22 protein-coding genes and 1 pseudogene are annotated in these 23,873 nt (G+C 54.1%); 5 read left to right on the plus strand and 18 right to left on the minus strand.

Annotated features, from left to right (window positions below):
- The 13 genes from V6E55_RS12395 to gss all read right to left on the minus strand — a co-directional run.
- Nucleotides 1-1,037: type VI secretion system Vgr family protein (locus tag V6E55_RS12395; RefSeq protein ID WP_316942926.1), on the minus strand; the 1,037-nt coding region annotated here is incomplete at its 3' end.
- On the minus strand, nucleotides 1,034-3,688 hold the full coding sequence (tssH, locus tag V6E55_RS12400) for a type VI secretion system ATPase TssH (RefSeq protein WP_316942927.1): 2,655 nt from the start codon (nucleotides 3,686-3,688) through the stop codon (nucleotides 1,034-1,036). The genes V6E55_RS12395 and tssH, both read right to left, overlap by 4 nt.
- 171 nt (nucleotides 3,689-3,859) lie before the next feature.
- Nucleotides 3,860-4,351, minus strand: coding sequence for a type VI secretion system effector Hcp (gene hcp / locus V6E55_RS12405; protein WP_001007319.1), 492 nt, complete (start codon nucleotides 4,349-4,351; stop codon nucleotides 3,860-3,862).
- A gap of 5 nt (nucleotides 4,352-4,356) precedes the next feature.
- Complete coding sequence (locus tag V6E55_RS12410) at nucleotides 4,357-6,069, minus strand: OmpA family protein (RefSeq protein WP_316942931.1); 1,713 nt, start codon at nucleotides 6,067-6,069, stop codon at nucleotides 4,357-4,359.
- The gene (tssL, locus tag V6E55_RS12415) at nucleotides 6,066-6,755 is read right to left on the minus strand and encodes a type VI secretion system protein TssL, short form (RefSeq protein ID WP_316942932.1); all 690 of its coding nucleotides are present in this window, start codon (nucleotides 6,753-6,755) and stop codon (nucleotides 6,066-6,068) included. Before tssL ends, V6E55_RS12410 begins: the two co-directional genes overlap by 4 nt.
- Nucleotides 6,752-8,092 carry a type VI secretion system baseplate subunit TssK gene (tssK, locus tag V6E55_RS12420; protein ID WP_316942933.1) on the minus strand — a complete coding sequence of 447 codons (1,341 nt, stop codon included), beginning with the start codon at nucleotides 8,090-8,092 and terminating at the stop codon, nucleotides 6,752-6,754. Before tssK ends, tssL begins: the two co-directional genes overlap by 4 nt.
- Nucleotides 8,093-8,109: 17 nt before the next feature.
- Nucleotides 8,110-9,657, minus strand: a complete 1,548-nt coding sequence (gene tssC, locus V6E55_RS12425; protein ID WP_028019674.1) for a type VI secretion system contractile sheath large subunit — start codon at nucleotides 9,655-9,657, stop codon at nucleotides 8,110-8,112.
- Nucleotides 9,658-9,690: 33 nt separating this feature from the next.
- Complete coding sequence (gene tssB, locus V6E55_RS12430; protein WP_028019673.1) at nucleotides 9,691-10,191, minus strand: type VI secretion system contractile sheath small subunit; 501 nt, start codon at nucleotides 10,189-10,191, stop codon at nucleotides 9,691-9,693.
- Nucleotides 10,192-10,851: 660 nt separating this feature from the next.
- Nucleotides 10,852-11,481 carry a DUF1109 domain-containing protein gene (locus V6E55_RS12435; protein WP_316942934.1) on the minus strand — a complete coding sequence of 210 codons (630 nt, stop codon included), beginning with the start codon at nucleotides 11,479-11,481 and terminating at the stop codon, nucleotides 10,852-10,854.
- Nucleotides 11,468-12,025 (minus strand): sigma-70 family RNA polymerase sigma factor, encoded by a 558-nt coding sequence (locus V6E55_RS12440; protein WP_316942936.1) that lies wholly within the window; start codon nucleotides 12,023-12,025, stop codon nucleotides 11,468-11,470. Before V6E55_RS12440 ends, V6E55_RS12435 begins: the two co-directional genes overlap by 14 nt.
- A gap of 20 nt (nucleotides 12,026-12,045) precedes the next feature.
- Nucleotides 12,046-13,278 carry a protein-disulfide reductase DsbD family protein gene (locus V6E55_RS12445; RefSeq protein ID WP_316942937.1) on the minus strand — a complete coding sequence of 411 codons (1,233 nt, stop codon included), beginning with the start codon at nucleotides 13,276-13,278 and terminating at the stop codon, nucleotides 12,046-12,048.
- 20 nt (nucleotides 13,279-13,298) lie between these two features.
- A complete protein-coding gene (locus V6E55_RS12450; RefSeq protein WP_114979996.1) occupies nucleotides 13,299-13,850 on the minus strand; it encodes a peroxiredoxin in 552 nt (183 codons plus the stop codon).
- A gap of 128 nt (nucleotides 13,851-13,978) precedes the next feature.
- Nucleotides 13,979-15,841: a bifunctional glutathionylspermidine amidase/synthase gene (gss, locus tag V6E55_RS12455; protein ID WP_236921585.1), complete on the minus strand. Its 1,863-nt coding sequence runs from the start codon at nucleotides 15,839-15,841 to the stop codon at nucleotides 13,979-13,981.
- 184 nt (nucleotides 15,842-16,025) lie between these two features.
- Here gss and yghU point away from each other — a divergent pair, with 184 nt between their 5' ends.
- Together yghU and V6E55_RS12465 are read left to right on the plus strand one after the other, a co-directional pair.
- Nucleotides 16,026-16,892 carry a glutathione-dependent disulfide-bond oxidoreductase gene (gene yghU / locus V6E55_RS12460; protein WP_114979994.1) on the plus strand — a complete coding sequence of 289 codons (867 nt, stop codon included), beginning with the start codon at nucleotides 16,026-16,028 and terminating at the stop codon, nucleotides 16,890-16,892.
- A gap of 160 nt (nucleotides 16,893-17,052) precedes the next feature.
- Entirely contained in the window at nucleotides 17,053-17,385 is a 333-nt protein-coding gene (locus tag V6E55_RS12465; protein WP_114979993.1) for a YMGG-like glycine zipper-containing protein, read from the plus strand.
- A gap of 180 nt (nucleotides 17,386-17,565) precedes the next feature.
- Here the strand turns inward: V6E55_RS12465 and V6E55_RS12470 are convergent, their stop codons facing one another.
- Complete coding sequence (locus V6E55_RS12470; protein WP_316942938.1) at nucleotides 17,566-19,113, minus strand: methyl-accepting chemotaxis protein; 1,548 nt, start codon at nucleotides 19,111-19,113, stop codon at nucleotides 17,566-17,568.
- Nucleotides 19,114-19,358: 245 nt separating this feature from the next.
- Between V6E55_RS12470 and V6E55_RS12475 the strand changes: the two are divergent.
- Nucleotides 19,359-20,384, plus strand: a pseudogene (locus V6E55_RS12475) (aldo/keto reductase); the annotation flags it as partial.
- A gap of 44 nt (nucleotides 20,385-20,428) precedes the next feature.
- On the opposite strand, the gene V6E55_RS12480 reads toward V6E55_RS12475, so the two are convergent.
- Entirely contained in the window at nucleotides 20,429-20,917 is a 489-nt protein-coding gene (locus V6E55_RS12480) for a TIGR00645 family protein (protein ID WP_114979988.1), read from the minus strand.
- Nucleotides 20,918-20,998: 81 nt separating this feature from the next.
- On the minus strand, nucleotides 20,999-21,502 hold the full coding sequence (locus V6E55_RS12485) for an ESA_00282 family adhesion-associated protein (RefSeq protein ID WP_129994967.1): 504 nt from the start codon (nucleotides 21,500-21,502) through the stop codon (nucleotides 20,999-21,001).
- Nucleotides 21,503-21,605: 103 nt separating this feature from the next.
- On the opposite strand from V6E55_RS12485, the gene V6E55_RS12490 reads away from it, so the two are divergent.
- The gene (locus V6E55_RS12490) at nucleotides 21,606-22,010 is read left to right on the plus strand and encodes a hypothetical protein (RefSeq protein WP_129994966.1); all 405 of its coding nucleotides are present in this window, start codon (nucleotides 21,606-21,608) and stop codon (nucleotides 22,008-22,010) included.
- 1 nt (nucleotide 22,011) lies between these two features.
- On the plus strand, nucleotides 22,012-22,461 hold the full coding sequence (locus V6E55_RS12495) for a cytoplasmic protein (protein WP_316942940.1): 450 nt from the start codon (nucleotides 22,012-22,014) through the stop codon (nucleotides 22,459-22,461).
- Between the two features lie 42 nt (nucleotides 22,462-22,503).
- On the opposite strand, the gene exbD is transcribed toward V6E55_RS12495, so the two are convergent.
- Together exbD and exbB are read right to left on the minus strand one after the other, a co-directional pair.
- Entirely contained in the window at nucleotides 22,504-22,929 is a 426-nt protein-coding gene (gene exbD / locus V6E55_RS12500; RefSeq protein WP_114979984.1) for a TonB system transport protein ExbD, read from the minus strand.
- 4 nt (nucleotides 22,930-22,933) lie between these two features.
- On the minus strand, nucleotides 22,934-23,665 hold the full coding sequence (exbB, locus tag V6E55_RS12505; RefSeq protein ID WP_114979983.1) for a tol-pal system-associated acyl-CoA thioesterase: 732 nt from the start codon (nucleotides 23,663-23,665) through the stop codon (nucleotides 22,934-22,936).
- Nucleotides 23,666-23,873: the final 208 nt, after the last annotated feature.

A 23,873-nucleotide genomic window follows, 5' to 3' on the forward strand; every position in this document is an offset into this window, starting at 1 on the left:
ACACCCTTGCTGAACACCTCAGCCACTTCGTAGCCGCCGCTGACCTTCAGCACCTGGCCCGGAAAGAGGGTCGGACAACTGGTGATGGCCTGCGTCCGGGTCTGGCCATTCAGGTAGCGCTCATGACGGATGCGGGCGTAAAACGCCCCTGACTCCGGGGCCGGGTTGCGGTCATACGCACTGCCCTGCGTCAGGTAGTTGTCGGCCCAGTGATAGGCATCACCGTAAGTAGTCGCATCCCCGCGGGTCGCATCCACCCGGGTGTTCATGTCTTCCGTCGCCTGACGGTAGTTGTAGTCCCGGGTGCTGACCTGTTTCGGCACCACGTTATGATGGCATTCCATGCCCCAGACCGAGTCCACGCCTTTGGAATGCTGGCCCGACGGCGGCACCGACGGCAGGGTCAGGCCTTTCTCGTAACCCTGCTGGCTGTCGTAAAACTCCACCACGTCTATGTTCAGGCGCCTGTCGGTGGTGAAGCGGAACCAGATACCCACTTCGCCCAGCAGACGGGTGATAAAGTGCAGGTCATTCTCGCCGTACTGCATCACCTGCTCACGACGCGGGTACTCTTTTGAGAGTGAGAACAGAAAATCCTGACCGCGCATGTTGTGCCGCTCGCGCAGAATTTTTTCCACAATCTGCGGAACGGACATGTCCTGATAAATAGCGTTCTGGTGCGAACGGTCGAGCAGCGCCAGACGCGGTTGCAGGGTCAGGGCGTAGTGAGTTTCATCCTTCGAGGTGCCGAGGCGTTCAAAACCCGTGACCACCCCCTGAAGCACCCGCACCGGCTGCTGTATTTTGATGCCATAACCCTGGTCTACCGGGGCCTGCAGCGTCATGGAGCTCGCTTTCATCAGCATCATCTCTTTGCTGATGGCATGGTCAGAGCTGGTGAACTCTATGCGGTAGCTGAACGGTTTACTTAAGGCCTCATCGCCCTCAAAGGCCAGCACATCGAGTTCCGCCGCACAGCCTTTCACCGCCAGCAGGTGGTGGTTATGGCTGAATCTGATTGGGGGATTACTGCTCATGCGTGCACTCCTTGTGTACGGTCAAACTCCAGCGAGATACCTTCTTCGTCGCTCCAGCCGAGCGTCAGGGAGTGTGGTTTTTGCTTCGCCGCCATATAGGTCAGCAGTTGCTGACTCAGCACCGGCAGAATCTGCTGATTGAGCAGGCTGTCGACGTTACGCGCACCAGTATCCGGCAGCAGGCAGGCTGCGGTCAGGGCGTCATACAGGCTCTCATCAATATGCGTGGTCAGGCCGTAGTGACGATGTAAACGCTTCCTGACCTGTGCGAGCTTCATCTCCACAATGGTACGCATGGCCGCTTCCGACAGCGGGCGATAAATCACGGTCTGGAAGCGGGCGAGCAGTGCTGGCTGGAAGTGGTCACGCAGAATCGGGCGCAGCAGTTCGTGCAGGTCGGCTTCGGTGGCCTCCGGCTGTTCGTCAAGCAGATGCATCAGGTGATCGCTGCCGAGGTTGGAGGTCATCAGGATAACGGTGTTGCGGAAGTCGATTTCTCGGCCTTCGCCATCACGCATAAAGCCGCGATCGAACACCTGGTAGAACAGGTTCATGACGTCTCGGTGCGCCTTTTCCACTTCATCGAGCAATACCACGCTGTAAGGGCGCTTACGCACCGCTTCAGTGAGAATACCGCCCTGACCGTAACCCACGTAACCCGGAGGTGAGCCCTTCAACTGGGAAACGGTGTGCGGCTCCTGGTACTCGGACAGGTTGATGGTGATCAGCGATTTTTCACCGCCGTACATCACGTCTGCCAGTGCAAGCGCAGTTTCAGTCTTACCGACGCCACTCGGGCCAATCAGCAGGAACACGCCCTGCGGACCGTTCTCGGACGTAAGCCCAGTTTTCGCCGCACGCAGGCGCTGGGCGATGGCGGTCAGCGCCACGTCCTGCCCAACCACGCGCTTGCCGATTTCGTTTTCCAGGGTTAACAGCTCAGTTTGCTCGTCCTTCATCAGCGAGGAGAGTGGTACGCCCGTCCAGTCTGCGATCACAGTGGCAACGGTGCGCACGTCTACATCAACGGAGAGCAGCGGGTTGCTGTGCTGCATGCCATTAAGCTCCTGTTGCAGCGCGAGCATTTCACTCTGGCGGGAGATATCCTGGCGGCATTCCAGCAGTTGTTCAGTCAGTCTCAATTCCTGACCGTACTGGGTTTCCAGTTTGTCGAGCCCGATGATAAGGTCATTCTCTTCCTGCTCGATGGCGCTCAGGCGTTCACCGTGGCTCTGATTGCCGACTGCGATATCTTCCAGCAGCGCCTGCTTCTCCATTTCAAGAGAGGTAATCTGCGCGCGAATGCGGGTCAGCTGTTCCGGCATAGTGTCGAGGCTCATGCGCACGCGCGCAGCGGCGGTGTCCAGCAGATCAACCGCCTTGTCCGGCAACTGGCGGCCGGTCAGGTAGCGACGGGAGAGTGTGACCGCGGCACGGACCGCATCGTCTGTGATATGCACGTTGTGATGTTCGGCGTAGCGGGATTTCAGGCCGCGCAGCATCAGACACGCTGTGTCATCGTCCGGCTCGTCGACTTTCACCATCTGGAAGCGGCGCTCCAGGGCGGCATCGCGCTCGAAATATTGTTTGTATTCAGACCAGGTGGTGGCGGCGATGGTGCGCAGTTCACCGCGCGCCAGCGCAGGTTTCAGCAGGTTGGCGGCATCCGCACCACCGGCCTGGTTACCGGCACCGATGATAGTGTGGGCTTCGTCAATAAACAGCAGGATCGGCACTGGTGACTGCTGCACAGCATCAATGACGTTTTTCAGACGCTGCTCGAATTCGCCCTTCACGCCTGCCCCCGCCTGCAGCAGGCCGAGATCCAGTGTGCGTAGTACCACTGACTTGAGGGATTCCGGCACATTACCCTCGGCGATACGCAACGCCAGGCCCTCGACCAGCGCCGTTTTGCCGACGCCAGGTTCGCCCACCAGAATTGGATTGTTTTTGCGACGCCGCGAGAGAATGTCCACCATCTGGCGAATTTCAGTATCACGACCAAACACCGGGTCGATCTTGCCCTCTTTCGCTTTGGCGGTTACGTCGAGGGTGAATTTATCCAGCGCGTTCTGCAATGCCGGGCTTAGTTCGCCTTCTCTTATCTCAGCACCAACAGGACGTCCGACAAATTCCACTTCGCCACCGTGGTTTTGTGCCAGTTCAGCCTCCTGTTGCACATCCGGGCGCTCGTCGGACTGCGCATCCAGCAGCGGGCGCAGGCGTTCCAGCTGGCTCTGCCCGAGCGTCAGCAGTGGCCACAGACCATCGCAGCGCGCCAGTTTAGGCTTATCGACCAGCGCCATCAGCAAATGCACACTGCGGATGTGCTCTTCCCCATTAAGGGAGGCAATCAACCATGCTTCCTGCATCAGCGTCTGAATGCTGTCTGAAAGCTGCGGGCGACTGCGAACAGAGCGGGGAAGTGTATCCAGCCAGCCGAGCAAATCCTGCCACAGCGTATCCATATCCCACTCGTAGCGGCGTGCCAGTACCGTCAGGTCACCTTCCCCCTGTTCGAGCAGCTTCAGCAGCCAGTGCTCCGGCAAAATTTCCGCATGGGCGCGGGTCTGGCAGAGCGACGCTGCGCCTTCCATCGCACGGGCACAGTAAGGGTTCAGACGTCGCAACAGGATGGCTGGATTTTCCATGAATCTCTCTCTTTGTCGGTTCCTGGACACGCTACCGCCCATCGCTGTTTCCCGTGAAGGGGACCAAAGCGCATATGGTCAGGCTGGCAGTTTGTGGTTTTCTTTGCTGAAAGCCCGTTTCAGACAGGCACTCAGCAAAAAACTGCGGACAGGGCCCTGTCCGCATGCGACTTACGCAGTAGCGCGTTCGTTCCAGGAATCGGAATGAATGATGTTGCCGTCTTTGTAGGTCCAGGTGATTTTTTCGTAACGCAGTTCGATCTGCTCGAGGTGGTTGTGCTTCTCGAAAGAAGGATCCTTGATGTCGTGCATCACAGGGTTCACTTTCACCACTTTCACGTTTTCCAGTTTGGTGTTGAAGTATTCAACTTCCTGGCCCGCGTCGTTGATCTTGTACCACTTGAATTCCGCAGACTTCAGGGTCTGACCGGTAGTCACAGCCTTGTAGAGGTACGGGCTGGAGGAGTCGATTTCCTTGGTGAACAGGAATGGGGTGTGGATACGGGTACCGGTCAGCTTGCCGGTGTTGTTATCGGTCGGGATGTACAGGTTATGCTCCTGCGCCACCACCTCGATGCTGCCTTCACGATCCTGAACGTCCACAGAACCTTTGATGTCCGCGCCGCCATCGTCTTTCAGCCAAAGATAAACAGGAATTGCCATGAGAGTTACTCTCCATTTGATTGTGATACGTCATCATCCTGCGATGACGCTGGGGTTTTGCCAGGTATCTGACAGGCATTGGCCTGCGGTACCAGACTGATTTCGACACGGCGGTTGAGCGCTCTGCCCTCCGGAGTGTCATTGGTTGCGACCGGGCGGCTCTCGCCATAGCCCTGCACCGCAAAACAGCTTTCCGGTACATCACCGGTGTCACGCATCCAGTCACGCACCGCTTCGGCACGTTTCAGGGACAACGTCTGGTTCAGTTGCGGATTGCCGGTGTTATCGGTATGCCCGGACACGACAATCAGCCAGCCCGGCTTCGCCTTCACGCCGACCAGAGAATTCACCAGCATTTTGGTCGAACCGGCTTTCAGCGCCGACTTGCCTGAATCGAACAGCGACATGCTGTCGAGGCGGACAATCTTTGGTACCGGTTTGGGTTTCGGCTGCGGTTCAGGCGGCGGAGGCGGTGGCACATAAGAGCGGATCGCATCCAGCACCGGTATTCGCAGACGCTCACCCTGATACAGACCGAGGCTCATCCGTATCGGTACGCCATTACGCGCCCAGCCATCCAGCTCTGCAGCATCGTCACGCAGGACAGCAACGGCATCGGCTTTTGGGCCGAAATCATGTATCGGGATACGGTCGTAACGGGCAATGTCGAAGCTCACACGCTGCAGCAACTGACGATTGTTCCAGCCACTACTGAGCAGCGCCGCAATCGCCGCCAGCGTGAAAAGACCAAGTGCACAACGCCAGGTTCGCCCACGCGGCGTCAGGCCTCGCCCTTCGGGCAGCAGTGGCAGGATAAAATCCGGGAACGGGGAGATAACCGTACTGTCCGTTCCTATCGGCTGCCATCCCGCCACCTGCTGCATTGCAGTGTGACGAGAAAGCCACGCCGTCCAGGCCGATGTGGCCAGACTTCCGGCAAGGATTGGTCCCATACCCCACAGAACCGCAACAGGTGTAATTACAGGAATATCGGGGTTCTCATCCATAAAGACAGCTTTGACGTGCTGATGGAACCAACCCATCAGACTGTTCATCAACACTTGTTGCTGCATCGCAGGCGACCCGTCGGTGCTGACCCATGCAGCAATTGAGGCCGGCGCTGAAGACTCACGCCAGACTCTCACGCCTTCCCCTGAGATAGCCGCCTGCCAGAGCAAGTCATTCGTCATCGCGCTGCCAATCTGACCATTCAGAACCAGCGGCACAGAATGACCTGTTTCTTTCCGCAATCGGCTGATTTGCCAACGCAAAGCCAGCAGACGACTGGTCAGGACTTCGCTATCGATGTGTTTCTGAGGACAGACGCTGACCATCACCGACAACTGACAACCCCAGTCAGGGCGCAACTCCAGTACCTGGCGAGCAACCTGCTCCAGATCCTGATGATCCTCCACGCGGATCCAGCATCCCTGCGTGACAGTGAGCACCGGTGACTGCTGCATACATGCCAGCGGCAGATCGCCACAGACCAGCACCACGGGCTGACGGTAAGTGGCCTCGGGGAGGTCATCCAGACACAGGGGGTCGTCATGCCCCGAACGACGACAGGCAACAGTCCAGAGCACCAGGATTAGCCCCAGTAACGCCAGCAGAGTGAGCACAGAACCCAGGCGGTTGCCCGGCAGGAAACCCAGGCAGACCACTGCACTCAGCAGGGCGGCCCACAGCGCAAGCCCGCGCTGTTGTGCGGGACTCATTTCACGGCTCCCGGCAGAAGGGCCAACAGCGTCTGATCCAACCAGTGATCCAGTCCCCACCAGAGTGCGGCGACAACCACCACGCTCAGGCCGATACGCACGGGCCATGACGCCAGCCAACCACCCATTCCTCGTCCGGTAAGGCTTTCCACCAGAACCGGATGAGCTTGTGGGTAGCTGAATGGCGTGACATGTTCACTGAGTGCGTTGATGAGTTTCTGGCGCTCCGGATCGTTCAGAGAACGAAAACTGCCGAGGAAACCCAGCATCATGACCCGCTGGAAGCAGGTCACAACAGCGTGGTCAGGCGCCGGTTCGCGCAGCACATCACGCATCCGATCGCACAGCGTATCACCGGCATCCATGGTGCCGAGGAAGTGCCCCAGCAGGGGAATGTCATACCACTGCACGCAAGCATCATCCTCCACACCGCGACCTTTAACCGCTTCATCAAGCAGCGCACACTGCGCAGTGAGAATATGCTGACAACTGGCTTCATCGAGTTCGCTCACTTTCAGCTCACGCTGCACACGCTCGACATCAGCAATGCAACGCTCCCACAAGGTGCGCCCTTCTCCATCCTGGAACGTCGGACCGTGGCGCAGGCTGATCACCTGCAGCCAGGTGTCCTGCAGCAGGGCATCAATATCAATGGACGCAGCAGAACTGCGTTTAGGCTCACTCATGTTCTCAATACCGCAAAGAGTTCAAGTTCAGGCTCGCCGAGCATGCCCGGAACGTAAAACATACAGGTGCCACCCTGAAGCATTTCGGTGGCCAGAGGATGAGAGGCATCAAGGCTGAAATACTGGTTTTCCAGGCGCAGTGGAATGGCTGCCGGTACATGACGGAGTGGCATTAGAGGTACACCCACCCGTGATGAATTGACGATACTCCTGACATGATCGGGACTGCCGACCTTGCACTGCCGCGGGAACTGCTCCTGCAACTGCGCCACCGGTATCGGTGAACGTACGGAAAGGTAGTAATCCGCTCCTTCGCGCAGACGTGGGTCATGCAGACGGGCCTGCCAGAAGTGAAGTCGGGCATCATGTTCAAGCTCAATAGCTACCACCCGCGACGGCAGGCTGGCTTCCAGCAGGTCACCCAGCAAATCAAACAGCGGCGGGAAGACATTATTCAGTTGCTCATGTTGCCAGACCGGAATAGCACTCACCTGGTGCTCCAGCGAGAAGGTCAGCAGACTGCCCGCAAGCCTTGCCAGCTCCGGATACAGACGCTCGGGCGGACTTTGCGGGTGTCGCTGAAACTGTCCAAGAACTGGCTCTGCACTGTTCAGAGCATTGAGCAACCAGAACAGGGACACGTCGGCCACGGCAAAATCGGCCATACGTTCATTGCTTTCACGACGCATCGCCATCAGCCGGCTCAGCCGGATGCGCAACTGAGACATCAGTTGCTCAAGCTGGGTTACCAGCCAGCGGCTACCCTGAATGCTCAGAAGCGGTGGGAGAAATGTTTCATCCAGCAACCATGCTCCCTGAGAGTCTTGCTGCAGACGGACTACCGGGCAGGTCAGATAATCGCTGTTGGTCTGATGGGCAAAGCGCAGGGTCAGCTCCGGCTGCATCACAGCAATCTGACGGGAATCTTCGCCAAAAGTATTGCGGACATCCCGCCAGCACTGGCGATAACGTACCGGACGTTCAGCCACTTCATCGGGTTTGAGGCAATTCCCGCCGTTGGCCCGTAGCAGCGGGAGAGCCAGAACTACCACCACGTTATGCGATTCACCCTCGAGCGATAGCACCGGAGGCAGGGCGTCCGCATTTTCGGTATCAATCAACGTGCCGTCCGGGAAACGGATGTGCAAATGACGGGCCTGCAGGCGGCCCAGTTTCAGTGCATCCGGTTCGAAAGTGGCATCAATCATCCCCCAGGGTTGGGAGAGCCCCAGTCGGGCAATGCATTCCGCGGACCAGGCCGCATACGCGGCCTGTTGCTGGAAGTGCTGGGGAGAGACCATAACGCCCCTGCCCCATAACGGTTGTTCCGTTCTCATTGGCTTCCTGCCTTAGCTTATGATTTCGCCTTCGGCATCTGGGAAACCAGTGACAGGTTGACGTCCATCCCTTCCACCTGGAAGTGCGGGATAGCAAACAGCTTCACGCGGAAGAAGCCCGGGTTATCCTCAATATCTTCCACCACCACTTTCGCATCGCGCAGTGGGTGTGATGCCTGCAACTCATCACCTGGATCGGTCATTTCTGTCACCAGACCGCGAACCCAGGTGTTCAGTTCCAGCTCCAGCAGACGACGATCTTTAGTGGTGCCGATATTTTCACGCTGAATCAACTTCAGGTAATGTGCGATACGCGACAGCAGGAAGATGTACGGCAGACGGGCGTTGATGCGGCTGTTGGCGGTAGCATCAGCAGTGTCGTACAGCGCCGGTTTCTGGGTGGAGTTCGCCGAGAAGAAGCACGCATAATCGCGGTTGCGGTAGTAGGACAAAGGAATGAACCCCAAATTCGCAAATTCAAATTCACGGGTTTCCGGGATCATCACTTCTGACGGGATCTTGACCTGATTACCGGTGCCCAGGTCATACAGATGGATTGGTAAGTCCTGGACGGCACCACCGGCCTGCGGGCCACGAATTTGTACACACCAGCCATTGTTGATGAAGCTGCGAACCATGTTGGATGCAAAGGCAAACGAGGCGTTGGTCCACAGGTATTTGTCGTGATCCGGGCCCTTCACTTCCTCGACGTAGTTGAAGCTGCGCACCGGCACAGTGTCCGGGCCATACGGCAGACGACCCAGCACGCGTGGCATCACCAGGCCGATATAACGGGAATCATCCGTCTCGCGGAACGATTTCCACTTGATGTACTCCGCACGGTCGAAGTAGTTACCAATGTCTTTGATGGCTGCGACATCTTCCATGGTATCTTTCAGGAAGAATTTCGGACCTGCAGAGCCGATAAACGGCATATGCGCGGCTGCAGAGACTTTTGAGATGTTGCGCAACAGGGCAACATCCTGCGCAGACGCGTCAAATTCGTAAGCGGAAATCAGCGCAGCAATCGGCTCTCCACCCGGCGTGTCATACTCATCAATGTATGTCTGTTTATATAATCCGCTCTGGATAATTTCCGGGCTGTCTTCGAAGTCCTGACGCAGATCTTCTTTAGACATATCAAGCAGTTCGACTTTCACGTTCTGGCGGAAATCGGTTTTGTCGACAAGGGATTTAACACCGCGCCACAAACTTTCTACCGCCTGAAAGTCCTCATGGTGCATGACAGCGTCAAGCTGACGACTAATCTGGTAATCCAGCTCTGCGATATGATGGTCAATCAGGTTTTTGTCGAGTTTTTCAACTTTCGAACCCGATTTTGTCAGGCACTCCAGAAACACCTGCATCCCGGCTGTTAGACGTTCATCAGCGGTCGCATCCGACATCGCCTGCGCATCTTGCCAGATATCCAGTGCACTCAGTTCAGACACCGGGTTCAGATTGATTTTCTCAAACAGAGACGCATAAACCCCACCTGCTGCAGGACGTTCAAGCACCACACTCTCGCCACCAGCGGCATTCTCATTTTTTACAGACATCAACATCTTCCTTATTAATCCGTTAAAACAACGTGACCGTTATGGCTGTTTTGGAGCCAGAGCAGACAGCTCAGTTCTGAGTTCTGCGCTCAATTCCGGGTCGAGGAGAATTTTTTCCAGCTCCTTTCGGAATGCCTGGTTATCCAGCAGGTTTGCTTTTAAATCACGAAGCAAATTGCGCATGGACAGCATCGCCTTCAGCTGTGGAATTTGTCGTGAGACCTGTTCCGGGGTGAAATCCTTCATGCTCTGGAATGTCAGGCTGATATTGTCTTCACTGCCATCACCGGCAAGTGTGTTTTTGACGGTCAGATTTACTTTTGGGGAATATTCGGAAAGCACAGAGTCAAAGTTATTTTTGTTCAGATTAACTTTTTTACGCTCGGATAATGACGCGGACTCCTGGCCATGACTGAAATCGCCAGCCACCAGTAATTTCAGAGGCAGCTCCGTTTTCTTACTCGCGCCACCGGTATGCAGATCCAGTTTTAGATTAATACGTGCCTTAGGAATTTCGGATTGATAGGAAGAGTTAGACATAGCTGTCCCTGTTCTATGGAGTTATAAAAACGATCAATACCAGCGAGAATTTAATAAGAATGGCAAACCCAGCCAGAACATCTTCCTGGTTCACATAATCCGACGAGAATCAAAATCCCGGAGTTAAAAGCGAGCGCATTCTATTCACCAGCATGTCGACACTGTATTTTGGGTATTGTTCTGAAATAAAAAAATTTCGGATAAGACCCAATGACTGGAGTGTAGGAACGTTCCCTTCAGGACTGGAATCGAAAATATGTAACAAAAAGCTACAAAAGAAGCGTTTACCACAAAGAGATCATCTTTCTGATTTATAAGAATTTTCTCTATAACACCCTGCAAACCCCATGGAATAAGGGTGTTCAGCAAGTGATCGATTTCACTTAAGCTCGGAAACGTGCAAAATCTCACCGGATACGTGAAATATCTGATTTTGTACTTTTAAAGAAAAATGAGAGATTGGAAGTGACGAAGCACGTTTAAAATAGCCCTCACAACCAGCATGATGAGCACTATTAATTCATTTATAAAATCATAAAATACACACAAAATTATTCACAGGAACTATCAATCAATAGTCCCAACAGAACAATACCGGAAAGAATATAAGAAAATTATCGCTATGAGCGATGCAATCACGCTCTGTCGATGAGTTTAAATTCACTTTACTCTGACCCATCGCCATCCCACAGCCATCGTCGTCACCACAATCGTTACTCCCGCCGCCACATGCAGCAGAAAATCTAATGGATGTACCTCCACCGGATGGCAAAATGACAGTAACGTCAGCGCCATACAGGACACCCCCGCTCCAGCGATAGCTAACGTACGCAACGGAAACAGCGTCCGCGTTCTGCGTAAATACGCGATCACAATCGCGACCATTGGTGTGCTCACCGCCATCATAAACAGATAGCAATTCACCTCGTCGGGATGATGGGCCTGAGCATGCGTCCGTCCAAGGCTTAACACCGCGCCCCCCAGCCAGAGTGCAATCAACGGTGCGAACCCTTTCCAGCCCAACAGCTTACGTCCGGCAATACTCAGCAGAAACGCATTGCGAATTGCCAGTGTCCCCATGACAAATGCCAGAATAAGCTGAAACGCCGCAAGTATTGCGCCGGATTGCGTCCAGTCTGTCGCCACTCGCTGAAACACCAGACTGCTTAGCCAGCCACACGGCAGTGCCATCAGCAGCCATGCAACAACGCGTCGGTTGCTTGCCCAGGGCCGACGTATCGGATTGGCATCCTGACTGAGTTTTGCAATTAAAAGATTATGATCGGCCATGGTTCGCTCCCATCCGGCGAAGGTTGGTTAGTGCTCTGTGTAGTAACGATTTCACGGCGGCAACGCTTAAATTATGACGAGCAGCAGCCTCCGCAAGACTCATTTCCTGTAGATGGATATGCTCCACAATCTGGCGCTGACGCGAAGGAAGCTGGTCTAATATCATCGCCAGCTCTTCTTCCCTTTCTGCATCTTCCGGGGTGTTGTCAGAGACCTCCTCTGCAATCTGCCCATCATCCGTTTCACGTAACCAGTGACGGCCACGTCGGCGTAATGCGTCAACGGTTCTGGCCTGGACGATAGCCATCAACCAGGGCAAAAAAGGACAGGCTGGATCGTAGGTATGCCGCACCCGGTGAACCGTCAACAGAACGTCCTGAATAACGTCGTCCACCAGCACGTTGTCGGCAATCTGCTTGCGAACAATCGCCCGGATCACCGGGACGATCGCCCGTAACAACTGTGTATAAGCCTCGCGATCGCCCTCCTGAGCGCGAGCCATTAGCGCGGGCCAGGCTTCACGCGGCGCTAAACCGCTATCCATTTTTCGCCATGGCAGTTACCTCATGCTTTTTTACCGGATGCCTGATTCAGGGCGTTTACGACAATTGAGGGCGTCAGTACCTGAGGAAGCACTTTCGGTGCGCTGCCATCTGCGGGATAAACCACGTAGAGAGGTAACCCGCCCTGCCCGAAGGTATTCATCGCATCATCAATATCGGCGTTAAATCTGGTGGAATCCGCCACCATATAGACGGTTCCCGTCTCGGCCAGGGCCTGTTTTACCGCCGCGGTTGAGAGTGACGTTCGCTCGTTCACCTGGCAAGTGATACACCACGACGCCGTAAAATCCACAAAAATGGCTTTGCCATGCCCGCGCATTTTTTCAACCGTCTGCGGTGACCACGTTACCCGTGTGATGTTTTCTGCGCTCAGCACTTCCGGCTGAGAGACCTGAGTGCGCATCACACCTGGCAGCGGGCCGATAGCCGCAATAAACAATACCAGGGTAACCGCCAGCAGCGCTTTATAGGGCTGACCGGTAAAGCGTCTGCGCTGTGCCATACCATATAGCCACGCCGCAAAGCTCACCACCACCGCACTGGCAAGCATGGCTGCCAACGCCGTCGTACCTGCCTGCTGTGTAAGTACCCACACCAGCCAGGCGAAGGCACCGAGCATTGGGAACGCCAGCCCACGCTTGAGGATATCCATCCAGGCACCAGGGCGGGGCAAGCGTTCGGCAATGACCGGGAAGAGTGAGATCAGCGTAAACGGTGCGGCGAACCCGAGTGCCAGCGCGAGAAAAATACCCAGCGAAACGGCCGGGGTCTGCACCAGTGCATACCCTACCGCCCCGGCCATAAAGGGTGCAGAGCATGGTGTCGCGACCACAATCGCCAGCGCGCCAGTTAATGCCGAGCGGGTAAACGCGCCGCGCCCGACCGAAATTTCCCCTGCCCGTTGCAGTGATAACCCCACCTCAAACACACCGAGCAGGTTCAGTGCCGCTCCCAGAATAACCAGCGCCAGTGCAGCAATCACCAGCGGTGACTGAAGCTGGAACCCCCAGCCAACAGCCATTCCACCCGCCCGTAACGCCAACAATACGCCTGCTAAGACCAGCATGGTAAAAATCACACCCAGCAGAAACCCAAGCCCTTCGGTGCTCGCGCTCCGGGTATCACCCTGATGACGTAAAATTCCTAACGCCTTAAGGGAGATAACAGGAAAGACACAGGGCATGAAGTTGAGAATAATGCCGCCCACAAAGGCGGCCAGCATCGCTGTTAACATAGCAAACCCCGGCGGCTAAATTACGAATGCGAATTTGCGTATTTTTTCACGGCATCCATGGTTTTCTGGATGTGCTCGTCAGGGTTGCGATCGGTATAACTCATCAGGATCTTGCCATCCGGTGCGATAACGAATGAAGTACGATCAGACACCGTTTTACCGTTCATCTGCATCAACGTCTGGTATTCGGCTGCCACTTTCGCGCCAGGATCAGCCGCAACGGCAAATTTATCGCGACACTCCAGCTTCGAGAACTCATCCACCTGATCGACGTTGCCGGCGGTTACCCCCACCACAGTTGCGCCCAGTTTTCTGAAGTCATCCGTCGCTTCAGCGAAAGCATGAGCCTCAAGGGTGCAGCCTTTGGTAAAGGCCGCCGGGAAGAAATAGAGCACCACCGGGCCTTTCTGCAGCGCCTGCTGAAGGGAGAAAGTGAGCGGTTTACCGCCAAGCGCGCCCTGCAGACTGAAATCTGGCGCTTTCGCACCCGCTTCAAGGGCAGCATGAGCACTCAGGGTGAAAAGGGAAAGACTCAAAACGGCGGCGGCTGACAAGGTTTTCAAACGTTTCATGGTCGGCTCCATCAGGGAAAAAGGTGCTGTATGAATAATAGTTCGCACGCTAACGCCTGAAGGTTTCGCTCACGGATAAAAAAATCCGCAAGGGTCGCTTGCGGATCTTTGCTTACGTTCTGCGGAGGCTATTCATCTTTCACCACAATCAATGGCTCAATATCGCTCTCTTTCTTCACCACCAGCGAGTCGTCACCTCGCAGACAGGTACCGCCGTAGTTACCGCCCACGGTAAAGGTACAAACCTGAATGTGTTTGCCATCAACGTTTGGCAGGCACCACAGCTGCTGGTAGATGTTTTTGCGGTCGACAAACTTGCCGCTGGATTTATCCAGCAGCTCATCCTCAGGGCTGATCAAATCGATATTGCTGCCGCAGCGTCCGGCAATCGGTTTAACGGCATAGCCGGTCTGTTTCAGCAGGTCGTTAACCTCAAAATCGGTATCAAGCAGGTAACGATGATTCGGGAACAGCTGCCAGAGCACCGGGAGGATCGCCTTGTTGCCGGGAATAACCGTCCACAGCGGTTCAAACACCAGAACTTCCGGGCGCAGCAGGACGTCGATCAGCCGGACTTCACCCTCGGGATGCCCGGTACGGATCGGCACTGCGGCATACTCGGTTTCGCTCACCTCGCGGATTTGTTCGATTGCGGTTTCCCACGCCCAGGTCTTCCACACGCAATTCACGTGACGGCCTTCGTCGTCAATCAATTGTCCGGCTGCATCCCAGCTCAGGGCACTGAGCCCATGCAGAATTTTGGTTTCAAACCCGGCCTGCAACAAAGAACGCTGAATAAAGAGCGCGTGATAATCCTCCTCGACATCGTTGTCCTGCATGATGTGCACAAACGGACGCGCATGGCTGTGTTTCCACGCCCCGGTCAGCTCTTCCAGCAACCCTTCCGCCGGATTGTGTCCGTTGCCGCGGTAACCGTTTTTGACCCACTCTTCGAGGATTAACCCACCCTCAGTGTGACAGGATGCGGAATCAGCGTTGTACTCGTAAACCTTGATGCCCCGCTCATCCATGCAGAAATCCATACGACCGGTAATCATGTGGTGACGGCGCCATTGCCAGGAGAGACGCAGACGTGGCCAGAGAATTTTAGGGATGTCGAAAAGTGCCAGTAAGTTGTCGTCTTTCAACACCTTGTCGGTCGCGTGCAGGTACATCAGGTGCAGTTCGTTAGTCGCTTTGATCAGCTCCTGCTCGGCGCTTTCCGTGATGGTGAAGTACTGGCAGGGATCTTTATTGATAAAGTGGCCGTTCGCGCGGACATATGCCTGCTGCAACGTGTCGTTTTCGTTAAGCCATTTACCGTCGAACTGACGTTTGTTTTTCAGCCGCGCGCCGCTGATTTTTAACAGCGCACCGTCGATTTCCGGCTGGGGAATGCTGTGTTCGGTGTCGTCCGTCTGGATCATCCAGCCGAGAATTTCAGTGTCGGTGAAGGTGTCATGAATGGTGTAGCACCCGTTCTCGACACTCAAACGCAGCTCGCGCGTCCACTGCTGCCCAAGCGGCAACGGAGAGTGGATGACGTTCTGCTCCGCGATACGGACCTTATCGTCCAGAAGTTGGGTAATCACCGCAACGTGGCCGGTCTCATGAAACTCCCCACCCTTTTGCCAGATAAGCAGCGCTCCGGCTCTCGGCGCGCGTTTCGAACCATTGGCAAACGCCTGTAACGGCAGAATGTTATCGTTCACCACCTGGCGCAAAAAGCGCAGGGAGAAGATCTCCCACGCCATGCCGACATCGGTAAAAACGAAACCATAGTTGAGGAACAGGAAACGGCGGGCAAACTCAACACATTGCCACTTGTGGCCCATGTATTCGTTGCCGATATAGCTGCGAAAATCCGCATCTTCCGGGTACTTACGCGGATCAAGACTGCCGTAATTTGAGGAGTAAATCGCCACGCCACCCGGCGCATAGCCTAATAACGTCCCGAATGGCGCGTCACTGCTTAACTTTCCTTTACGCATGTATCCAACCTAAAACAGGCAGGCGGCAATTTTTTTAAAGGGTTGTCGTCGTCTGCACGTTGTAATTAACCTGACAGAGGTGGATTTATCATACACCTGCCCTGCCCATTACGCTCACATCGTTAAACGGTTCCTCTATCACCTGCTACACTGCCTCAACACATCACTCAAAAGGCAGGCCAACATGTCAGACAACACGTATCAGCCACCGAAAGTGTGGGAATGGAAAAAGAACAACGGCGGTGCATTTGCCAACATCAACCGTCCCATCTCCGGTGCGACACATGAGAAAGAACTCCCTGTGGGTTCTCATCCGCTTCAGCTCTACTCCCTGGGAACACCGAACGGTCAGAAAGTAACGATTATGCTCGAAGAGCTGCTAGCGCTGGGCGTAACAGGGGCCGAGTACGATGCGTGGTTGATCCGCATTGGCGAAGGCGATCAGTTCTCCAGCGGCTTTGTTGAGGTGAACCCAAACTCGAAAATACCCGCGCTTCGTGACCACTCCACGACCCCACCGACGCGCGTATTTGAATCCGGTAGCATTCTGCTTTACCTGGCAGAAAAATTTGGTCACTTCCTGCCAAAAGATCCTGCAGGCCGCACAGAAACCCTGAACTGGCTGTTCTGGCTGCAAGGGGCCGCCCCGTTCCTCGGCGGTGGTTTTGGCCACTTCTACAACTACGCGCCGGTGAAAATTGAATATGCGATTGACCGCTTCACCATGGAAGCCAAACGCCTGTTCGACGTGCTGGATAAACAACTCGCCCGCGGCCGTTACGTGGCAGGTGAAGAATACACCATCGCCGATATGGCAATCTGGCCGTGGTTTGGCTGCGTCGCGCTGGGGAGCGTATATAACGCCGCCGAGTTCCTGGACGCGGAGAAGTACACCAACGTTCAGCGCTGGGCGAAAGACATTGCACATCGCCCAGCCGTGAAGCGTGGACGTATCGTGAACCGCACCAGCGGTGAGTTGAACGAGCAGCTCCACGAACGCCACGCTGCGAGTGACTTCGATACCCATACTGAAGACAAACGTCAGGCATGATGACTGGCCGGGCGGGTCACCGCCCGGCTGCAAGGATCCTTTCCCAGGGCATGATTAGCCTAAAGGCTGACCCTATATTGCTGGCACTATTTGTCCGTTTTTCTCACACCAGACGGTGAGACACGACGAATTAACCGACAGCAGTCACAAAGGATCTGTTATGAAACTTATTAAAACAACGCTGGTTATCAGCGCTCTCATTTTTTCTACCTCGGGAATGGCCATCGACAAAACAGCTGCCGGCGCGGTAGCAGGCGCGGCTATTGGCGCAGCCACGGGCAAAGATCTGAAATCAACCGTTGGCGGCGCCGTCGTTGGTGCAGGCACGGGGGCGATGTTCAAAAACGGCGAAAAAGGCAAAGACGCACGTAAGGGCGGTGCCGTAGGTGCTGTGGTTGGCGCGGGCGCGGCTGCGGTGACAGGCAATAACGTGCTGAAAGGTGCGGCCGTTGGCGCGGGTACAGGCGCGCTGATTGGTGAAGCGACGCACTGATAAGATCTCGCCGGGCGACACTGCGTGTTGCCCGGCATGAATGATATCCCGGCCACACTGTGCGCTTATCAATAGCGCCATATCCCTGAACGATTCTCGTAAAATTCATCAATCGCTGGCAGATACCGAGAACAGCACAAGAAAATGCAAGGCCGCACCAGGCGACCCTGCAACATAGTGTTATGCCGTCAGGCGGAACTTCTGCACCGAGCGCTGAAGCTCTTCGGTCTGGCGCTCCAGCGCCGCCGCTGCCGCAGAAACCTCTTCAACCAGCGAGGCGTTCTGCTGGGTAACACCGTCCATCTGCGTAATGGCAATCCCGACCTGAGAAATGCCCTTACTTTGCTCCTCAGAGGCGGAAGCGATTTGCTTCATAATGGTCGTCACTTCCGTCACGTCGCGCAAAATCGCATCCATGGTGGTACCGGTGTCACCCACCAGTTGGGCACCCTGCTCTACGCGGGTAACGGAATCAGCGATCAGCCCTTCAATTTCTTTTGCCGCGTTGGCGCTGCGGCTTGCCAGGTTACGGACTTCTCCCGCCACCACGGCGAAACCACGGCCCTGTTCACCCGCGCGCGCCGCTTCAACGGCCGCATTGAGTGCCAGAATATTGGTCTGGAAGGCAATACTATTGATAACGTTAGTGATTTCAGCAATTTTCTTCGAGCTTTCTGAAATACCGCTCATGGTGGTCACCACTTCTTCCACCAGCGAGCCGCCACGGCTGGCGGTGGTCGATGCCACATCTGCCAGTTGGCTTGCCTGACGCGCGCTTTCCGCGTTCAGTGTCACAGTTGCAGTCAGTTGTTCCATGCTGGCAGCCGTCTCTTCCAGTGCAGCAGCCTGCTCTTCGGTACGGGAAGAGAGATCGTTATTACCGCTGGAGATTTCCGTCGCACCGCGCCAGATATTTTCACTGCCGGAGCGGATCGTGCTGACCGCTTCGCGCAGACTGTCCTGCATCGCGCTCAACAAAGGAACCAGCTGTCCCACGCAGTTGCGGCCGAAGGGTTCAATTGGCTGACTGAGATCGCCCTGGGCAATCTGGCGGAACTGCTGGCGAATGCGGCCCAGCGGTTTGACCAGCATCGCGACCAGGTAGCGGTCGGTGAAAAGCAGGATCAGCAGGCCGATAATGGTGGCGGTGATAATCACCGTACGGGTCATACTGGTCAGGTTGTCCACCACCACACGGGTGCTGTCGAGCGCCTTCGCGGCCGCGTTGTTAAAGTTCTCAGCTGCGGCACCAAACGCGCGGCTTAGCGGTGGGGTAACGTTATTGGCCTGCTGGCGATAGCCATCCAGAGTCTCCAGCTTCGCCTGCTGCATTTGCGGCGTGACACCTTGATCAAGCAGCGCCTGCCAGGTACCGATGACCTGAGCAGAAATCTGTTCATCCATCGGTCCTGGCGAGATCGCTTTCATCTCGGCGAGTTTCTTACCCATGTTATCCAGAGCCTGTTGGGCAGAGGCTAAATCCGGCGTGCCACCTGCGGCTTTGACTTCCATCGCACGGCTCAAACGGGTCACGAAGCGGAAATATTGATCATTACCCTGACTGAGTACCGTCATCTGTTTGACCAGTTGACGATCCACGTCATTGCCATCCGAAACACGCGAAAGGGACCAGGTACTGTACAGACCAACACCCGCCCACATTAAACAAAAGATCCCGAGGATCGTCAGCATGACGAAGCGGATCGTGAAATTACGGAGCATATTCATAAGTCTTCCTTGCCGTGAGGGTGAATTCGCCCAGAGGCGAGTACTTCTCTCGTTATCGGCAGGAACCGGGGAAATTATAACGTTTTGTGATCATTTTTGATTAGCGTGGCTTCATTGGTCACACAGCTGTCATTAACCATTATCCCCGCGCTTAGTTATGTCATTTGTGTTGTGATAAGTTCAGAATGAAAACGTTGTTTCGAAAATTCAACGATAAGAAAGGAGACATCATGTCCTGAACCCCTAACCCCGCCCGCTATGAAAATATGCAGTACCGCTACTGTGGAAAAAGTGGCTTGCGCCTGCCAGCACTGTCGCTTGGTTTGTGGCATAGCTTTGGCCACATACACCCTCTCGAATCCCAGCGCGCGCTACTGCGTAAAGCCTTCGATCTCGGTATTACCCATTTTGATCTTGCCAATAACTACGGCCCACCAGCGGGTAGTGCGGAAGAAAATTTTGGCCGCCTTCTGCGGGAGGATTTTGCTGGCTATCGCGACGAACTGATTATCTCCACTAAAGCGGGTTACGACATGTGGCCGGGGCCGTATGGGTCAGGCGGTTCGCGCAAATATCTGCTTGCCAGTCTCGATCAAAGTCTGAAGCGGATGGGTCTGGAGTATGTTGATATTTTCTATTCCCATCGCGTCGATGAAAACACGCCGATGGAAGAAACCGCCGCGGCGCTGGCTCATGCAGTGCAAAGCGGTAAAGCGCTGTATATCGGGATTTCATCCTATTCAACGGAGCGCACTCAGAAAATGGCGGACCTGTTGCAGGAGTGGAAAATTCCGCTGCTTATTCATCAGCCATCCTACAATCTGCTCAACCGCTGGGTAGATAACACCGGCCTGCTGGATACGCTTAAGAAAAACGGGACGGGTTGCATTGCGTTTACCCCGCTGGCGCAGGGGTTGCTTACCGGCAAATACCTGAACGGGATCCCTGAAGATTCTCGCATGCAGCGCGAAGGTAAAAAGGTGCGCGGTCTGACGGAAAAAATGCTGACCGAAGCCAATCTCAACAGTCTGCGTTTGCTGAGTGAAATGGCCCATGTCCGCGGACAGACAATGGCGCAGATGGCACTAAGCTGGTTGCTCAAGGATGAACGCGTCACCTCAGTGCTGATCGGTGCAAGTCGCCCGGCACAGATCGAAGAAAACGTTCGGGCCCTGGATAACCTGCACTTCAGCGAAGATGAACTGGAAAGGATTGATCGACATGTTGCGGACGGGGAGTTGAACCTGTGGCAGGCATCATCGGATAAATAGATCTTTTTCGCCCCCTCAGCCCGTAGGCCGAGGGGGACAATACTTTACTTCTTACTGATCTTATCCAGATACCCCATAACAAACGCTGACAACACAAACGTCAGATGGATAATGACGTACCACATCAGTTTGTTATCCGGGACATTTTTCGCGTCCATAAATACGCGTAGCAGGTGGATAGAGGAGATCGCCACAATCGACGCGGCCACTTTATTCTTCAGCGACGAGGCATCCATTTTGCCCAGCCAGTTGAGCTTCTCTTTACGCTCATCAATATCCAGCTGGGAGACAAAATTTTCATAACCGGAGAACATCACCATCACCAGCAATCCGCCCACCAGCGTCATATCCACCAGAGACAGCAGAACCAGAATCAAATCCGCTTCAGCAATGGAAAAAATGTTCGGCAGAACATGCCAGATTTCCTGAAAGAACTTAATCGTCAGTGCGATCAGCGCCAGCGAAAGGCCAAAATAGACGGGAGCCAGTATCCAGCGAGAGGCGTACATGGCATTTTCAAAAAAGCGTTCCATAAAGTCCTGTTTGCAAAAGAAACCAGCGCCCAGTATATCGCAACGGCGCTGACTGTTTGCAATAACTCAACGGTACGTCACTCAGACGTTATCCGGGTTAACCTCCGGACGCGCATACTCCGGCCAGACAAGCGCCACCAGCTCAGGGTAGGCTTCCAGACTGAACTCACGAAAACACTGACGCAGATTTAATACGTCGAGGTCGGAATATGACACCTTCTCACCGTTCAGACAGCGCTTTTTGATATTATCATAATATTTATACACTGCTGAATTCAGGTCGCTGCAGCGACGCTGAGCCTCAAACAGTCCGGGCGTATCATTAATTTCCGACATTTTCATGCGTTTAATTGTCGCATGCAAAAAGTCGATATATTCATGGTTCACTCGCCAGTACCAAACAGGCGTAACTGAGTTCATCAATACGGAGAAATGATCTTCCCCTTCCTCTTTTGTCATCCGCTCAGGTTGCGGTGGTTCACTGGTGTCTTTCGACACTTTCGTTTTATTGAATTCCTGCATCAATAAAAGAACACCAGCGGTCAGTAATAGTAATGTGATGACCGTGTAAAAGATGCTGTTCATGGGTAGGCTCCATTTTTTTTGATTTTAAAATTGCCTCATGATATTGTCAACGAATCTCACGCCTTTACCAACCCCACCCTGTTGAAATTAAAGGAAATTAAAAATGCTGCCCGACTATCTCGTCCCGGCTAAGTACCACATTGCGTCTGTGGAACAGCAACCCGCGGAAGCAGAAAAAGAGGCGAGTTTCACTCAGGGAAAAAGAAAGCTCTCCGATTTCGAGCCTGACATATTAATTGGCGTTTCCCAAACAGGGAAATCACGTAATATGTTACTGGAAGAGCACGATCGCCATATAAAGGACCGCTTATTTCGCGCTATAAAAATTGAAGCCTTTGTCCATCTGTTGAATGACCTGCAAGCCGAAGGTGAAATAGATGCCCAGAAACTAAGTCAAATAATGGCCGAGAAAACCGAAGAAATTAATGAAGCGGGCAATGAAATTTGGCTTAATTTAATTACACGCGAAAAAAACAACCCAATTTTTTATAACCTGGGGGAAGATTAACGTGAAAGAAATTAAAAACAACGACGTTTATTTGACTTTAGATGATAAAAAAAGTGATGAATTTATCTTAAAGCAAAATCTCGAGGCACTGCGAACCACAAAAAATACCGAGATGACGCGTATTACACAAGACCTGGTATCGATCCCGGCCACGCTGGTCCGTCTGAAATGGCAGAATCGCCGCGAAATTTATCCGCTACAGGTGAAAGAAGAAATTTACGGTGCGGTGATGAACGCCATCGTTGAACAGCGGCCAGAACTGAAAGAGAAGCTTCTCGGACGTCTTGAGGCCAATTATCAGTACCTGCTTGCCAGAGAAATCGCCACCCTGCGTCTGACGCGCAAGCTGTCAGACGGTGAGTACCGTACCTCAAACGTCACCTGCGTTGCGCTTGATGAGGATGCGCTGGCAACTTCCCCTACCGCACCGACAGATAACAAAAAAACATAAACCGACAGACCTAAAAAAAGCCGGCTTTCGCCAGCTTCTTTATCACTTCGAGGCCGCTTTCTCTTCGCCGACCAGTCCTATCTTCAGATAACCCGCCTGATGCAGTGTGTCCATTACCTTCATCATGGTTTCATAATCGACGGTTTTATCCGCACGGAAGAAGACCGTGGTGTCCTTCTTGCCGCCAGTGAGCTGATCCAGCGCCGGGATGACTGAGTCGGCCGTCACCGGGTCGTTCCCGAGGAACATGGATTTATCCGCTTTTACCGAGATATAGATTGGCTTCTCCGGGCGCGGCTGTGGCTGGCTGGAAGAAGCGGGTAGATTCACCTTCACATCCACCGTCGCCAGCGGCGCTGCCACCATGAAGATAATCAGCAGAACCAGCATAACGTCGATAAACGGCGTTACGTTGATTTCATGCATTTCGCCGTTATCGTCCAGATTTTCGTTCAGACGCATCGCCATAGCATCAACCTGCGCGCAGTTTAGACGCCGCATGCACCGGCTTAACCGAGCTGGCATTCAAATCAAGATCGCGACTTTGCAGCAGCAGAACCTGCGCGGCAACATCACCAAGAGTAGCTTTGTAACTGCCAATCATACGCGCGAAGATGTTGTAGATAACCACAGCCGGGATTGCGGCAACCAGACCGATTGCCGTCGCCAGCAGCGCTTCCGCGATACCCGGCGCAACCACCGCAAGGTTGGTAGTTTGAGACTGCGCGATACCGATAAAGCTGTTCATGATGCCCCAGACCGTACCGAAAAGCCCGATGAAAGGAGAGATCGCACCGATCGTCGCCAGATAACCATTACCACGGCCCATATGTCGCCCAACAGCAGCAACACGACGCTCCAGACGGAAGCCGGTACGTTCTTTAATACCTTCGTTATCTTCACTGCCAGCGGAAAGTTCCAGCTCATTCTGAGCTTCATTAACTAACAGGGTGGTCAGGCTTTTTACGTGGAAGGATGAGGTCATATCGGAAGCCTGATCCAGAGAGCGGGCTTCAGCCAGTTGCTGTTGCTCCCGCTTAAGGCGACGCTTCTGCGCAAGCAGCTCAGCACTCTTGCTGAAGAAGATAGCCCAGGTGACAACGGACGCCAGAATCAGGCCGATCATCACAATCTTAACCACGATGTCAGCATGTTGATACATGCCCCAAACGGAGAGATCCGTCTGCATCAAATTATTACCCACTCTGTATCTCCAGGACGCAAATCACAAAATCTGAACGTAATAATATCAAAACGTCGTCGAATTGATAGTAGTTCTCATTAGTATTTACATGGTGCCGTAATTTTCGCTCACTTTCCTTGCGCTTACGCAGTAAAAATTTCTTATGCGTTTTTTTGCTAATATTTTCTGCTTATTCGATAAGCATCCGGGTGCAGTTTTTTACAATCGT

It is taken from the genome of Enterobacter sp. 342, from assembly GCF_036663495.1.
Lineage (GTDB): Bacteria > Pseudomonadota > Gammaproteobacteria > Enterobacterales > Enterobacteriaceae > Enterobacter.